This window comes from Halomonas sp. HK25, assembly GCF_047795635.1.
Lineage (GTDB): Bacteria > Pseudomonadota > Gammaproteobacteria > Pseudomonadales > Halomonadaceae > Halomonas.
On record NZ_CP181044.1, the window covers coordinates 3,750,718 to 3,764,232 of the forward strand.

Consider the following 13,515-nt stretch of genomic DNA (forward strand, 5'->3'; position numbering starts at 1 on the left):
GTCTTACGCTCAGACACTCATCACCGCCGGGATCGGGAGGTCCTGCCCACCATGAGCGCCCCCTCACAGCACGCCGGCGACACGCCGCTCTACCCGATCCGCGAGGTATCCCGCCTCACCGGCGTGAACTCGGTAACGCTGCGCGCCTGGGAGCGGCGCTACGGGCTGATCAAGCCCCAGCGCACGCCCAAGGGGCACCGCCTCTACGCCCGGGAAGACATCGAGCGCGTGGAGCAGATCCTGCAATGGCTCAATCGGGGGGTGCCGGTCAGCCAGGTCCGCGAGCTACTCGACCGCCCGGAAGCCAGCGAAGCCCCGATGGCCGACGCCAGCGACTGGCCGGGGCAGCGCGCCCAACTGGTCACCGCGGTGGAGGCCCTGGACCTGGCTCGCCTGGAGACCCTCTACGCCCAGTCGCTTTCGCTCTATCCGGTGCCGGTGTGTATCGCCGAGCTGTGGGCGCCGACGGTGCAGGAGCTGGAAGAGCGCTGGGGCGAGAGGCTCGGCGATACCCTGCAGCGACTCAGCCTTGAGGCCTTCCTGCGCACCCGCATCGGCACCCGCCTGCTCCACGCCAACGCCCTCGCCCCAGGCCCGGTGCTGCTGATAGTGCCGCTGCCCGACGACCCCGGCACCCTGTGGCGGCTGCTGGCCGCCCTGGCGGCGAGCGATTGCGGCTACCGGGTGGAGCTGCTGGACACCGCATTGCCCTTCGGGGAGATGCCCCTGGCCGTGGAGGCGCTGGGCGCCGGCGGCGTGCTGATGGCCGGCAGCCATGCCGGTCGCAGCGACCTGGTACGACGCCAGCTGCCGCGCCTGGCAGAGCAACTGGAGGTGCCACTGGCGCTGTGCGGCCCGGTGGCGCGCATCCGCGAGGCCGACCTGGAAGAGAGCCGCGTGGCGGTGCTGGGCGATGACCTGAGCCAGGCGATGACGGAGCTGTCCGGCCTGCTGCCGCTGACCCGGCTGCCCCCGACGAAGTGAGCGCACCATGACCCTCACCCTGATGTGGTTTCGCAGCGACCTGCGCGTCGCTGACAACCGCGCCCTGACCGCGGCCGCCAAACGCGGCCCGGTCGTGGCCGTCACCCTGCGCAGCCTGCCCCACTGGCAGCGCCACGGCCACGGCGCCAACCAGCTCGACTTCCGCGCCCGCGGCGTGGCGGCCCTGCAGGAGGCCCTGGCGGGGCTCAATATCCCCCTGCTGCATCGCGACATCGACGATTTCGCCGAAGCCCCGGCGGCGCTGCTGGCGATCGCCCGGGAGACCGGCGCCGACGCCCTGCACTTCAACCACGAGTACCCGCTGGATGAGCAGCGTCGCGACGCCGCCGTGGTCGCCGCCTTCCATGAGGCCGGGCTCGAAGCTCGCGGCCACCACGACGCTGTCGCCTTCGCCCCGGGTGAGCTGCTCACCGGCAAGGGCGACTACTACGGCGTCTTCACCCCCTTCTCGAAGAACTGGCATCGCCAGCTGACGGCGGAACGCCTGGCGCTGAGCGATCCCCCCGCCCCCCAGGCCGACACCGGCATCGCCAGCGACCCGCTGCTCGACCTGCCCCGCCTGGCGGACACGCCCATCGACGGCCGCCAGTGGCCCGCCGGAGAAGGCCCGGCCGCCGACCGCCTGGAGCGTTTCCTGCGCTTTCGCGGGCGCCACTATGGGCGCCAGCGCGACTTTCCGGCGATCCGCGGCACCAGCGAGCTCTCGCCCTACCTGGCGCTGGGCATGATCTCCCACCGTCAGTGCCTGCAGGCGGTGCTGGCCGAAAACGACGGCAGCCTCGCCGAAGGCGATGCCGGCCTCGTCGCCTGGGTCAACGAGCTGGTGTGGCGGGAGTTCTACCGCCACGTGGCGACGGGCTTCCCCCGGGTGTGCCGCCACCGCCCCTTCCAGGCCCACACCGAGGCGCTAGCCTGGCGCGACGACGACGCAGACTTCGCCGCCTGGTGTGAGGGGCGCACCGGCTACCCCATCGTCGATGCCGCCATGCGCCAGCTGGTCACCACCGGCTGGATGCACAACCGCCTGCGCATGATCACCGCCATGTTCCTCAGCAAGCACCTGCTGATCGACTGGCGCCGCGGCGAGGCCTTCTTCATGCGCCACCTGGTGGATGGCGAGTTCTGCGCCAACAACGGCGGCTGGCAGTGGGCGGCCTCCACCGGCACCGATGCCGCGCCCTACTTCCGCATCTTCAACCCCACCACCCAGTCGACCCGCTTCGACCCCGAGGGCACCTTCCTGGCCGAGTGGCTGCCGGCATTGGCCGAGCTGCCACCCAAGGCCCGCCACGCGCCGCCCCGAGATCTGCTCGGCGGCGTCGATTACCCCTCACCCATCGTCGACCACAAGGCGGCACGGGCCCGCGCCCTCGACGCCTTCAAGGCACTGAAGGCCGACTGACCCGTCGGCACCGACCGATTCAGGAGCAGCCCATGGCAGCGACAGCAGACGAGCGGCTGGAGGCCTTCTGCGCCTTCTTCAATAAACTAGACAAGAGCTGTACAACAGAGCTCTACAGGTTCTATACTCCCGACGTGCTCTTTATCGACCCGCTTCACCGGATAGAGGGCGCCAGGGCCCTGGAGGGCTACTTCGCGACCCTGTACGAGAACGTGACAGCATGCCGCTTCACCTTCCATGAGCGACAGATCTCGGGCGATCAAGCCTTCACGACCTGGACCATGTCTCTGACTCACCCGCGGCTCGATGGCGGTCGCGAGATCCAGGTAGACGGCTGCTCGCACCTGACCTTCGCCGAGGACGGCAGGGTGGTACGCCACCGCGACTACTTCGATGCCGGCGCCCTGCTCTATGAGCGCCTGCCACTGCTGGGCGGTGCCATACGCCTGGTGAAGAAACGAATCGACGGCTGACCGATGGCTTGCGGCGGTCGTCCATCCCGGCGCAGGGTGCCGGACCTCAGGAGGCCCCATGCCACTCGACGGCAAGCAACGCATCTGGCTCACCGGCGCCACCTCTGGCATTGGCCGTGCCCTCGCCGAGCGCCTGCTGGCGGATGGTCACCGGGTGGCCCTTAGCGCGCGGGGTGAGGCCGAGCTCGAGACACTGGCCGCCGGACGCGACAACGCCCTGCTGCTGCCCCTGGACGTGAGTGACCGAAAGGCCGTGGCCCATGCCGGCGAGCGGATCGCCGCGGATTTCGGCGGCCTCGACCTGGCGCTGCTCAACGCCGGCACCTGTGAATACCTGGACGCTGGGCGCTTCGACGTCGATCTGGTCGAGCGGGTCTTCGCTCCCAACTTCTTCGGCGCCGTCTATTGCATTGATGCCGCCCTGCCGCTGCTGCGTCGGGCCCGGGCCGAGGGCGGGCGCCCGCTGCTGGCCGCCACCTCCAGCGCCGCGGCCTATCTGCCGCTGCCCCGCGCCGAGGCCTACGGCGCCTCCAAGGCGGCGCTCAGTCACTTCCTCGAATCCCTGCGCCTGGACCTCCACGCCGAGGGCATCGGCGTCAGCCTGATCCACCCAGGCTTCGTGAAGACCCCGCTCACCGATCGCAACGATTTCGCGATGCCGATGCGCGTCGGGGTCGAGCAGGCCGCCGAGGCGATTCTCGAGGGCCTCTCACGCCGCCGCCTGGATATCCACTTTCCGCGCCGCTTCACCCTGCTATTGAGGCTGATGGGCATCCTGCCCCCGGCGCTGCGCCATCACCTCGGCCTGCGCCTGGTACGCCCGGCCACCACTTCGGAGAACGCCCCATGACCGCCATTCACCGCCATCCCGGAGCGCCGGAGCCCGAACGCCGGGTCGCTGTGATCGGCAGCGGCATTGGCGGCATGGCCGCCGCCTGGTATCTGTCGAGCCGCTACCGGGTGACCCTGTTCGAGGCCGCCGACCGCCTGGGCGGCCATACCGCCACCGTCGACGTGGAGCTCGAGGGCCGCCACTACGCCATCGACACCGGCTTCATCGTCTTCAACGACTGGACCTACCCCCACTTCCGTCACCTGCTGGCGCGGCTCGGGGTGCTTACCCAGCCCACCGAGATGAGCTTCTCGGTGCACGAGACCGCCCGCGACTTCGAGTACAACGGCCACACCCTGGCGAGCCTGTTCGCCCAGCGCCGCAACCTGCTGCGTCCCAGCTTCTACCGCCTGTTGCGCGACATCCTGCGCTTCAACCGCGAGGCGATCCAGGCCCTCGAGAGCGGCACCCTCGCCCCGGCCATGACCCTCGGCGAGTGGCTCGATGCCGGCGGCTACGGTGTGGCCTTCCAGCGCCACTATCTGCTGCCCATGGGGGCCGCCATCTGGTCGGCGAGCCTTCAGGACCTGCGCGACTTCCCGCTGCAGTTCTTCGTGCGCTTCTTCCGCCACCACGGCCTGCTCTCGGTGAGCGATCGCCCCCAGTGGTACACCCTGGTGGGCGGCTCTCGCAGCTATATCCCGGCGCTGACCGCGCCCTACGCCGGCGGCATCCGGCTGTCGACCCCGGTGCGCGGCATCCGCCGCCTGGCCGATGGCGTGGAGGTCCGCACCGACGCCGGTACGGAGCGCTTCGATGAGGTGGTACTGGCCTGCCACGCCGACCAGGCCCTGGCCATGCTGGAGGATCCCAGTCCCGCCGAGCGGGAGATCCTCGGCGCGCTGCCCTACCAGGACAACGAGGTGGTGCTGCACACCGATACCCGGCTACTGCCGCGCCGCCGCCGCGCCTGGGCAAGCTGGAACTACCGCCTGGATGGGCGCGGCGCAAGCGAGCGCATCTCGGTGACCTACGACATGAATATCCTCCAGCGTCTGGAGACGCCCCACACCTTCTGCGTGACCCTCAACGACGGCGACGCCATCGACCCGGAGAAGGTGCTGGGCCGCTTCACCTATGCCCACCCCCAGTTCACCCTGGCCGGTGAGGCGGCCAAGGCGCGCCACGCCGAGATCTCCGGCCCTGCCTTCCGCACTCACTACTGCGGCGCCTACTGGCGCAACGGCTTCCACGAGGATGGGGTGTGGAGCGCGCTGCGGGTGGCCGGTGGCCTGGGCTGTGACGAGGACTCGCCGCGCCCCGGCGAGCCCGGCTGGGCGCCCGAGGTCCTCGAGGGCGCTGGGGCATGAGCACTATGCCCCGCTCGCGGATCTATCGTGGCACCCTGCGCCACCGCCGCTTCCTGCCGCGCCATCACGCCTTCAGCTACCGGGTGTGGATGGCCTGGCTGGACCTGGATGAGCTGCCCGAGCTGTTCGACGGCGTACCCGGCTTCAGCGCCCGTGGCCCCGCCCTGGCGCGCTTCCGCCGCGAGGACTATCTCAAGGACTATCTCAAGGACTATCTCAAGGGCGATCTCAAGGGCGATCTCTCCCCCCATGATCGGCCGCTCAAGCAGGCGGTGCGCGAGGAGCTCGAGCGCCAGCTCGGCTGGGCCCCGGACGGGCGTATCTGCCTGCTGACCCAGCTGCGCACCCTGGGGCTCAGCGTCAATCCGATCTCGCTCTATTACGCCTTCGATGCCGAGGGCGAACTGCGTGCCGTGCTCGGCGAGGTAACCAATGTGCCCTGGGGTGAGCGGGCCCGTTATGCCTGTGAGGTGCCACCAGGCCGCCATAGCCACGAGGCCACTTTCGCCAAGACGATGCACGTCTCGCCCTTCAACCCCATGAACATGACCTACCGCTGGCGCTTCAACACGCCGGAAGCGCGGCTGATGATGCACATGGAGACCTGGCAGGGGGACGCGCTCCCCTTCGACGCCACCCTGACCCTGGAGGCGCGTCCAGCGACCCGCGGCGTGCTGCTGGGCACCCTGGCCCGCCAGCCCTGGATAAGCCTCAAGACCCTGGTCGGCATCCACTTCGAGGCGCTGCGGCTGTGGCTCAAGCGCGTGCCGATCCATGACCACCCCGGCCCTGACCCGAGTTCCCGTGAGGAGAGTTCGTCGTGAACACCCTGCGCTCCGCAAGCACCGCCAGCACCACCCGCTCCCTCGTGGAGGATACCGATCGCCTGACCCGCTGGCTGCGGCCCCGGCTGCTGAAGCAACTGGACCGCCTGGAGGGCGGCCAGGTGACCCTGATCGAGGGACACCGCCGCCATCGACTCGGTCAGGGCGGCCCTCTTGACGTCACCCTGGTGGTGCGCGACAGCCGCGCCTGGAAGCGCCTGGCGCTGGGCGGCACCGTGGGGGCCGCCGAGGCCTACATGGACGGCGACTGGGACGTCGACGACCTGGTCGCCCTGGTGCGGCTGCTCGCCGCCAACCTGGAGCGGGTCAACGGCGAGATGGAGAACGGCACGGCGCGACTGGGTCGCTGGCTGATGGCCGCCCTCTACCGTCTGCAGCGCAACAGCCTGAAGGGCTCGCGGCGCAATATCGCCGCCCACTACGATATCGGCAATGAGCTGTTCGCCACCTTCCTTGACGAGCACCACCTGATGTACTCCAGCGCGGTATTTCCCTATCCGGAAGCGAGCCTGGAGGAGGCCTCCACCTTCAAGCTGGACCTGATGCTGGACCGCCTCGACGTGCGTCCCGACCACCATCTGCTGGAGATCGGTACCGGCTGGGGCGGGCTGGCCATCCACGCCGCCCGCACCCGCGGCTGTCGGGTCACCACCACCACCATCTCCGAGGAGCAGTACGCCCATACCGCGCGGCGCATCGAGGAGGAGGGGCTGGGCGACCGCATCACCCTGCTCAAGCAGGACTACCGAGAGCTCTCCGGGTGCTTCGATCGGCTGATCTCGGTGGAGATGATCGAGGCGGTGGGTCACCAGTACCTGGGCACCTATCTGGCCACCCTGGATCGCCTGCTGACCGACGACGGCCTGGCCATGCTGCAGGCGATCACCATTCGCGACCAGCGCTTCGAGGCGGCCAAGCGCGAGATGGACTTCATCAAGCGCTACATCTTCCCGGGCGGCTTCCTGCCCTCCCACCGCGCCATCCTCGACGGCCTGGCCCGGGGCACCTCGCTGAACGTGCTGGCCCTGGACGAGATCGGCACCCACTACGCGCGAACCCTGCGCGAATGGCGCCACCGCTTCGAGGCCAACCTCGACCGAGTGCGCAAGCTGGGCTATGACGAGCACTTCATCCGCATGTGGCGCTACTATCTGTGCTACTGCGAGGGCGGCTTCCTGGAACGCAGCATCGGCACCTGCCATCTACTGCTGGCCAAGCCCGGTGCTCGCCCCGCCCCCCAGACCGGTAGTCACTGAAAGATGGCCATACCGTCGGCACTGCGCCAGCCCGGCACCCGCCGGGCCCTGCTCAACCTGGCAGCCTTCGAACTGGGCTGGTTGGCCTGCGTGCTGGGGGGCTCCTGGTTCGCGGTGCCGGTCATCGCCCTCATCCTGACCCTTCACCTGGGCTGGCAGGCACGGCCCGGGGAGTGGCGCTGGCTGGCGGGCTTCGCGGCGCTGGGCCTGGTGGTGGACGGAGGATTGACGCTGGCCGGCGGCTTCGACTTCGGCGACCAGCCGCTGCTGTTCGGGGTGCTGCCGCTGTGGATATGGCTGCTGTGGCCGCTGTTCGCCACCCTGCTTCACCACTCCCTGGCCTGGCTGTGGCAACGCCCCTGGCTCGCTGTGCTGGGGGGGACCATCAGCGGCCCGGCCTCCTATTTCGCCGGCGCCCAACTGGCCGATGTGGCCCTCGCACCCTGGCTGCTGCCGGCCCAGGCGCTGGTCTGGGGCCTGCTCTGCCTGTGGCTGTGTCGTCATCTTGGAAAAGGTTCGAAGCGCGCCTGGCGTGCATTCCCCTTGCGCGGACAGTAGACTTGACTCCTGTCGCCTGGCGGCGGCGGCCTGTCGCCTGACGTGCACAATAACTTCGACTTTCGGAATGACCCAGTGACCAAGCAACACTCCTTTGATCGCGAAGAACTGCTGGCCTGCTCCCGCGGCGAGCTGTTCGGCCCCGGCAACGCCCAGCTTCCCGCTCCCAACATGCTGATGCTCGACCGCGTCACTCGCATCTACGAGGATGGCGGTGACTTCGGCAAGGGCGAGCTGATCGCCGAGCTGGATATCGACCCCAAGCTGTGGTTCTTCGACTGCCACTTCCCCGGCGACCCGGTAATGCCCGGCTGTCTGGGTCTTGACGCCATGTGGCAGCTGGTCGGCTTCTACCTGGGCTGGCTCGGCCATCCGGGTCGCGGCCGCGCCCTGGGCTGTGGCGAGGTGAAGTTCACCGGCCAGATCCTGCCCGAGGCCAAGAAGGTCACCTACAAGATCGACATCAAGCGCATCATCACGCGGCGCCTGATACTCGGCATCGCCGACGGCACCGTGTCGGTCGATGGCCGCGACATCTACCAGGCCAGCGACCTGCGCGTCGGCCTGTTTACTTCCACCGCGAACTTCTGAATCAGGAGGCTTCCATGCGACGAGTGGTAGTCACCGGCCTGGGCATCGTGTCCTGCCTGGGCAACGACCGTCAGGCCGTTCTCGAGGCGCTCAAGGAAGGGCGCTCGGGTATTCGTTTCAAGGAAGAGTACGCCGAGCTCGGCTTCCGCAGCCAGGTCGCCGGCAGCGTGGATATCGACCTGGACGCCTTGATCGACCGCAAGCTGCGCCGCTTCATGGGCGACGCCGCGGCCTTCGCCTACGTCTCCATGGCCCAGGCCATAGAGGATTCGGGCCTGACCCCGGAGATGGTCTCCAGCGAGCGTACCGGCCTGATCGCCGGCTCCGGGGGGGCCTCCAGCGCCAATCAGGTCGAGGCTGCCGATGTGATGCGCGAGAAGGGCCTGCGCCGCGTGGGACCCTACCGGGTCACCCGCACCATGGGCAGCACCGTCTCCGCCTGCCTGGCCACGCCGTTCAAGATCAAGGGAATCAACTATTCGATCTCCTCGGCCTGCGCCACCTCGGCCCACTGCATCGGCAGCGCCATGGAGCAGATCCAGATGGGCAAGCAGGACGTGGTCTTCGCCGGCGGGGGGGAGGAGGAGCACTGGACCCTCTCCTGCCTGTTCGACGCCATGGGGGCCCTGTCGACCCAGTATAACGACACCCCCGACAAGGCCTCGCGGCCCTATGACCAGACCCGCGATGGCTTCGTCATCGCCGGCGGCGGCGGCATGCTGGTGCTCGAGGAGCTGGAGCACGCCCGCGCCCGCGGCGCGAAGATCTATGCCGAAGTCGCCGGCTATGGCGCGACCTCCGACGGCCACGACATGGTCGCCCCCTCGGGCGATGGCGCCGTTCGCTGCATGCGCCAGGCCATGGCCACGGTGGACGGCAAGATCGACTACATCAACACCCATGGCACCTCCACCCCAGTGGGTGATGTGGCCGAGCTCAAGGCGATCCGCGAGGTATTCGGTGACACCACCCCCGCCATGAGCTCCACCAAGTCGCTCACCGGCCATTCGCTGGGCGCCACCGGCGTGCAGGAGGCGATCTACTCGCTGCTGATGATGGAGAACGACTTCATCGCCGCCTCGGCCAACGTCGAGACTCTCGACGAGCAGGCCGACGGCTTCGATATCGTCATGCAGCGTCGCGACGGCGTGACGATCGAGCGGGTGCTCTCCAACAGCTTCGGCTTCGGCGGCACCAATGCCTGCCTGGTGCTGGAGAAGTTCACGAACTGACGTTTCGGGACCAAGACCCGCCAACGCAAGGAGGCGCCCCGCGGGGCGCCTCCTTGCGTTGGCGGGTCTTGCGTTGGTGAGTCCTCGACTCAGACCGTGTTCTGCTCGGCGCTGGCCGCCGGCACCGCTGAGGCAGGCCGCGGCACTTCGGAGATCTCGGTGAGCGTCGCCTCGATCCAGGTCTCCACGTCCACCAGCACCTCCTCCGGGGAGCGCCCGGTGGTCTCGATGGGCTCGCCCACCACCAGCGACAGCCGCCCTGGATTCTTGACCCAGTGGCGCCCCGGCCAGCGCTCGCCGGCATTGTGGGCTACCGGCACCACCGGCACGCCGGCGCGGCAGGCGATCACCGCGCCGCTCTTGTTGTAGCGCTTGCGCTGGCCCGGCGCGACCCGGGTCCCCTCCGGAAAGATCAGCACCGAAAGCCCCTCGTCCAGACGCTGCTTGCCCTGGGTCAGCACCTGCTTGATGGCCCGGGCCGGCCTGCTGCGATCCAGCGCGATGGGGTGCAGCAGGCGTAGCCCCCAGCCGAACAGCGGAATCCGCAGCAGCTCCTGCTTGAGCACGGTGCATATCGGCGGCTTGAGGACCTGCAGGTAGATGGTCTCCCACTCGCTCTGGTGATTGGACAGGATCACGCAGGGGCCCGCAGGCAGGCGCTCGCGTCCACGGATCTCGTAGCGCACCCCGCACGCCCACCGAAACCAGGCGGTGATCAGGTGGTTGTAGACGTTAAGCAGGCGGTAGCGGCTACTCAACGGGAGCAGGGGCGCCAGCGGCACGAACAGCAGGCCGCACACCAGCATGATGAGGAAGTAGCCCACGTAGAAGAGCAGGCTGCGCAAGGCATTCATGAGGGCGATGGCTCCTCCGGCGGCTCATGGGCGCGATGATTGGCCTTGCACCAGGCATCGAGCATCCGCCCCACCTCCAGCCGCCAGGGCTTCTGGTGGACGCCGAACACCTCGAGCACCCGCCGGCAGTTGAGCACTCGCCTCAGCGGATGATCATGGTGGTGGTGCATGGCCTTCACCTTCCCCAGGTCGGCCTGCTCGCCGAGCCCCTCCAGACGGGTGGCCAGCTGCGTGCGCACCATGGAGACAAAGGTGTAGACGCTGATCGGCTCGGTGCCGGCCAGGTGGTAGCTGCCCCAGGCCTCGGCACCGCAGTGCTGCTGCTGGAGCATGCCGATCAGCGACATGGCCACGGCGTCGGCGGAGGTGGGACAGCAGGTGACGTCGACCTCGCCGCGCACCTCCCGCCCGGCCACCAGGGTGTCAATCAGCTCCCCCAGCCAGGCGTGGCCGCCCTCGAGGGCAAACAGCGGCCCCAGGCGCACGATCAGGTGCCGGGGGTACTCCGCACGGATGCGATCACCGGCGACCACCAGGCGGCGCAGGCCCTCGTCCCGCGGCCGCGGAATGACGTGCTCATCGATGGGCTCGGCGAAGCCATCCTCGTAGAGCTGGTCGGAGACGCACCACACCAACGGCACGCCGGCCACACGACACACGTCCATGCACTGTCCCACCGCCTCGGCGTGGGCGGCGACCTCGGCCGGCGCGGCAAGGATGGGACGCGACAGCGGAGGAATGATCAACGCATCCGGCGCCACCTCGGCGAGCCGCTCACCATCGATCACACTGCCGGCGTCGATGACCAGTTCGGTATCGCTGCGCCGATTGGCCTCCCGGGCCAGCGACAGGCTCAGGCAGTGGCCGGCCTCCAGTATCAGCAGCTTCACTCGTGCCCCTCCCTGCGCCCGGCGGATCGCTTCGAGTTAAAATGGTATCTCGTCATCGAAGTCGTCGAAGCTGCCCGGATCCGGCGCCCCGTAGTTGCTCTGCTGGTTACCCGGCTGACCGCCCTGGGGCTGCCCCGCCGGCGGGGTCGGGGCGGGGCGCTGCTGGGGCTGGGCCGGACGCTGAGGCTGACCGCCATAGCCGCCGCCCTGCTGCTGGGGAGCGCCGCCATAGCCGCCCTGCTGGGGTGCGCCGCCGCCGTATTGGCCACCCTGAGGTGAACCGCCGCCCTGGAAGTCACCGCCGCCAGCCCGGGAGTCGAGCATCTGCATGTCGTTGACGACGATCTCGGTGCTGTAGCGATCCTGGCCGTCCTGACCCTGCCACTTGCGGGTCTGGAGGCGACCCTCGATGTAGATGCGCGAGCCCTTCTTGAGGTACTGCTGGCCGATTTCGGCCAGCTTGTTGAACATCACCAGGGTGTGCCACTCGGTGCGCTCCTGTCGCTGGCCGGATTGCTTATCCATCCAGGTATCGGTGGTGGCCAGCCGCAGGTTGGCCACCGGGGCCCCGGAGGGCAGGAAACGAACCTCGGGATCCTGTCCCAGGTTGCCGATCAGAATGACCTTGTTGACGCCACGGGCCATGTTGGACTCCTTGCTGTCATGAATGCATGAGGCTGCAGGCAGGCCTGCAGGATGGCGCATCAAGCGCCTGCTTGCGAGCCAAGTCGTTGCGAGCCAATCGTTGCGGGCCCACCATCAGGCCCGCTCCTTGCGATTATCGATCACTCTTGCCAGGGCCTCTTCATCGAGGCGCCGGCGGTCCACCTTGAGATAGGCCAGCCGATCCTCGGGGACCACCAGCACGTCCTCGACCCCAGCCACCTCGGCGAAGCGGGCCGCCAGGCTCTCGAGGGCCGCCCCTTGGTCTTCGTCGTCCAGCGCCACCACCTCGCTGGCCAGGTGGGGCGGCGGCGTCATGCTCGCCATCAGCGCTAGCCACACCAGCCCTAGCAGGCCGCAGCCGATGAACACTGCGGCCAGCCCCCACTGCTGGGCGAGGAAACCGCCCAGGACCCCACCCAGGAAGGCACCCAGGAACTGACTGGTGGAATAGACCCCCATGGCGGTGCCCTTGGCCCCCGCCGGCGCTAGCTTGCTGAGCATCGATGGCAGGGTGGCCTCGAGCAGGTTGAAGGCGATGAAGAACAGCAGCAGCCAGGCCAGCAGCCCCCACAGGCTGCCGTCCAGGCCGGCGAGTCCGCCAAGGCTGAGGGTGATGGCGCCGATGGCCAGCAGGCACATCGCCTTCATCTGGCGGCGCTTCTCGGCCAGGATCACCAGCGGCACCATGCCGGCGAAGGCCAGCAGCATGACGCCCAGATAGGTGAGGCCGTGACGCTCCACCGCGATCCCGGCCTCCAACAGCCGGAAGGGCACGGCGACGAAGATCGCCATCAGTATCAGGTGCAGGGCGAAGATGGAGAGATCCAGGCGCAACAGGTCGTGACGGCCCAGGGTCGCGGCCAACTGGCTTCGCGCGATGCCCACGTCGCGATGCTGCAGGCGTCGCGGCGCGGGAGGGACCAGCTTCCACAGCACCAGAAGGCCCAGCGTGGCCAGCGCCGCGGTGAACCAGAACACCGCTGAAAGCCCGAAGCCGGCGGCCAGCCAGGGGCCCAGCACCATGGCCACGGCGAAGGCCACGCCGATGGAGAGTCCGATGGTGGCCATGGCCGCGGTGCGCACCTGCTCGCGGGTCTGGTCGGCGAGCAGTGCCATGATGGCGGCGGCCACCGCCCCACTGCCCTGCAGGCAGCGACCGAAGATTACCCCGCTGATGGACTCCGCGTTCGCCGCCACCAGGCTGCCGATCATGAACAGCACCAGGCCGAAGGCGATCACCGGCTTGCGGCCGAGGCGGTCGGAGAGCGCCCCGAAGGGAATCTGCAACAGCGCCTGGGTGAGACCATAGACGCCCAGCGCCAGCCCCACCAGCAACGGGGTGGCGCCGGCAAGGTCATCGGCGTAGAGGGCCAGCACCGGCAACACCATGAACAGGCCCAGCATGCGCGTGGCGTAGAGGCTGGCCAGCCCGGTGATGGCGCGCCGCTCGCTGGGCAGCAGCAGCCCGGAAACCTTTCGCATAGGGATGATGACGTTCCATGCTTGGGTGCGATGCACCCCTGAGTGAATCGCATATTCTA

Annotated in this window: 14 protein-coding genes; 10 read left to right on the plus strand and 4 right to left on the minus strand. The window is 68.7% G+C overall.

Features of this window, described 5'->3' with window-relative positions; genetic code table 11:
* Positions 1 to 51: 51 nt before the first annotated feature.
* The 10 genes from ACM26W_RS17620 (at position 52) to fabB (ending at position 9,564) form a co-directional block, all read left to right on the plus strand.
* Positions 52 to 984, plus strand: a complete 933-nt coding sequence (locus tag ACM26W_RS17620) for a MerR family transcriptional regulator (RefSeq protein WP_416138271.1) — start codon at positions 52 to 54, stop codon at positions 982 to 984.
* A gap of 7 nt (positions 985 to 991) precedes the next feature.
* Positions 992 to 2,407 carry a deoxyribodipyrimidine photo-lyase gene (phrB, locus tag ACM26W_RS17625; RefSeq protein ID WP_416138272.1) on the plus strand — a complete coding sequence of 472 codons (1,416 nt, stop codon included), beginning with the start codon at positions 992 to 994 and terminating at the stop codon, positions 2,405 to 2,407.
* A gap of 32 nt (positions 2,408 to 2,439) precedes the next feature.
* Positions 2,440 to 2,880, plus strand: a complete 441-nt coding sequence (locus tag ACM26W_RS17630) for a nuclear transport factor 2 family protein (RefSeq protein ID WP_416138273.1) — start codon at positions 2,440 to 2,442, stop codon at positions 2,878 to 2,880.
* A gap of 58 nt (positions 2,881 to 2,938) precedes the next feature.
* Positions 2,939 to 3,730, plus strand: coding sequence for an SDR family NAD(P)-dependent oxidoreductase (locus tag ACM26W_RS17635; protein WP_416138274.1), 792 nt, complete (start codon positions 2,939 to 2,941; stop codon positions 3,728 to 3,730).
* Positions 3,727 to 5,082 carry an NAD(P)/FAD-dependent oxidoreductase gene (locus ACM26W_RS17640; protein ID WP_416138275.1) on the plus strand — a complete coding sequence of 452 codons (1,356 nt, stop codon included), beginning with the start codon at positions 3,727 to 3,729 and terminating at the stop codon, positions 5,080 to 5,082. Before ACM26W_RS17635 ends, ACM26W_RS17640 begins: the two co-directional genes overlap by 4 nt.
* Positions 5,079 to 5,906, plus strand: a complete 828-nt coding sequence (locus tag ACM26W_RS17645) for a DUF1365 domain-containing protein (protein WP_416138276.1) — start codon at positions 5,079 to 5,081, stop codon at positions 5,904 to 5,906. The genes ACM26W_RS17640 and ACM26W_RS17645 overlap by 4 nt, the downstream gene beginning before the upstream one ends.
* Positions 5,903 to 7,183 (plus strand): class I SAM-dependent methyltransferase, encoded by a 1,281-nt coding sequence (locus ACM26W_RS17650; protein ID WP_416138277.1) that lies wholly within the window; start codon positions 5,903 to 5,905, stop codon positions 7,181 to 7,183. Before ACM26W_RS17645 ends, ACM26W_RS17650 begins: the two co-directional genes overlap by 4 nt.
* Positions 7,184 to 7,186: 3 nt before the next feature.
* Positions 7,187 to 7,741 carry a DUF2878 domain-containing protein gene (locus tag ACM26W_RS17655; RefSeq protein WP_416138278.1) on the plus strand — a complete coding sequence of 185 codons (555 nt, stop codon included), beginning with the start codon at positions 7,187 to 7,189 and terminating at the stop codon, positions 7,739 to 7,741.
* A gap of 75 nt (positions 7,742 to 7,816) precedes the next feature.
* On the plus strand, positions 7,817 to 8,332 hold the full coding sequence (fabA, locus tag ACM26W_RS17660; protein ID WP_416138279.1) for a 3-hydroxyacyl-[acyl-carrier-protein] dehydratase FabA: 516 nt from the start codon (positions 7,817 to 7,819) through the stop codon (positions 8,330 to 8,332).
* A gap of 14 nt (positions 8,333 to 8,346) precedes the next feature.
* Positions 8,347 to 9,564 carry a beta-ketoacyl-ACP synthase I gene (gene fabB / locus ACM26W_RS17665; RefSeq protein WP_416138280.1) on the plus strand — a complete coding sequence of 406 codons (1,218 nt, stop codon included), beginning with the start codon at positions 8,347 to 8,349 and terminating at the stop codon, positions 9,562 to 9,564.
* A gap of 89 nt (positions 9,565 to 9,653) precedes the next feature.
* On the opposite strand, the gene ACM26W_RS17670 is transcribed toward fabB, so the two are convergent.
* The 4 genes from ACM26W_RS17670 to ACM26W_RS17685 form a co-directional block, all read right to left on the minus strand.
* Positions 9,654 to 10,418: a lysophospholipid acyltransferase family protein gene (locus ACM26W_RS17670; RefSeq protein ID WP_416138281.1), complete on the minus strand. Its 765-nt coding sequence runs from the start codon at positions 10,416 to 10,418 to the stop codon at positions 9,654 to 9,656.
* Positions 10,415 to 11,308 carry a sugar nucleotide-binding protein gene (locus ACM26W_RS17675; RefSeq protein ID WP_416138282.1) on the minus strand — a complete coding sequence of 298 codons (894 nt, stop codon included), beginning with the start codon at positions 11,306 to 11,308 and terminating at the stop codon, positions 10,415 to 10,417. The genes ACM26W_RS17670 and ACM26W_RS17675 overlap by 4 nt, the downstream gene beginning before the upstream one ends.
* A gap of 36 nt (positions 11,309 to 11,344) precedes the next feature.
* Positions 11,345 to 11,953 carry a single-stranded DNA-binding protein gene (locus tag ACM26W_RS17680; RefSeq protein WP_416138283.1) on the minus strand — a complete coding sequence of 203 codons (609 nt, stop codon included), beginning with the start codon at positions 11,951 to 11,953 and terminating at the stop codon, positions 11,345 to 11,347.
* Positions 11,954 to 12,067: 114 nt separating this feature from the next.
* Positions 12,068 to 13,456 carry an MFS transporter gene (locus ACM26W_RS17685; RefSeq protein WP_416138284.1) on the minus strand — a complete coding sequence of 463 codons (1,389 nt, stop codon included), beginning with the start codon at positions 13,454 to 13,456 and terminating at the stop codon, positions 12,068 to 12,070.
* Between the last annotated feature and the right edge of the window lie 59 nt (positions 13,457 to 13,515).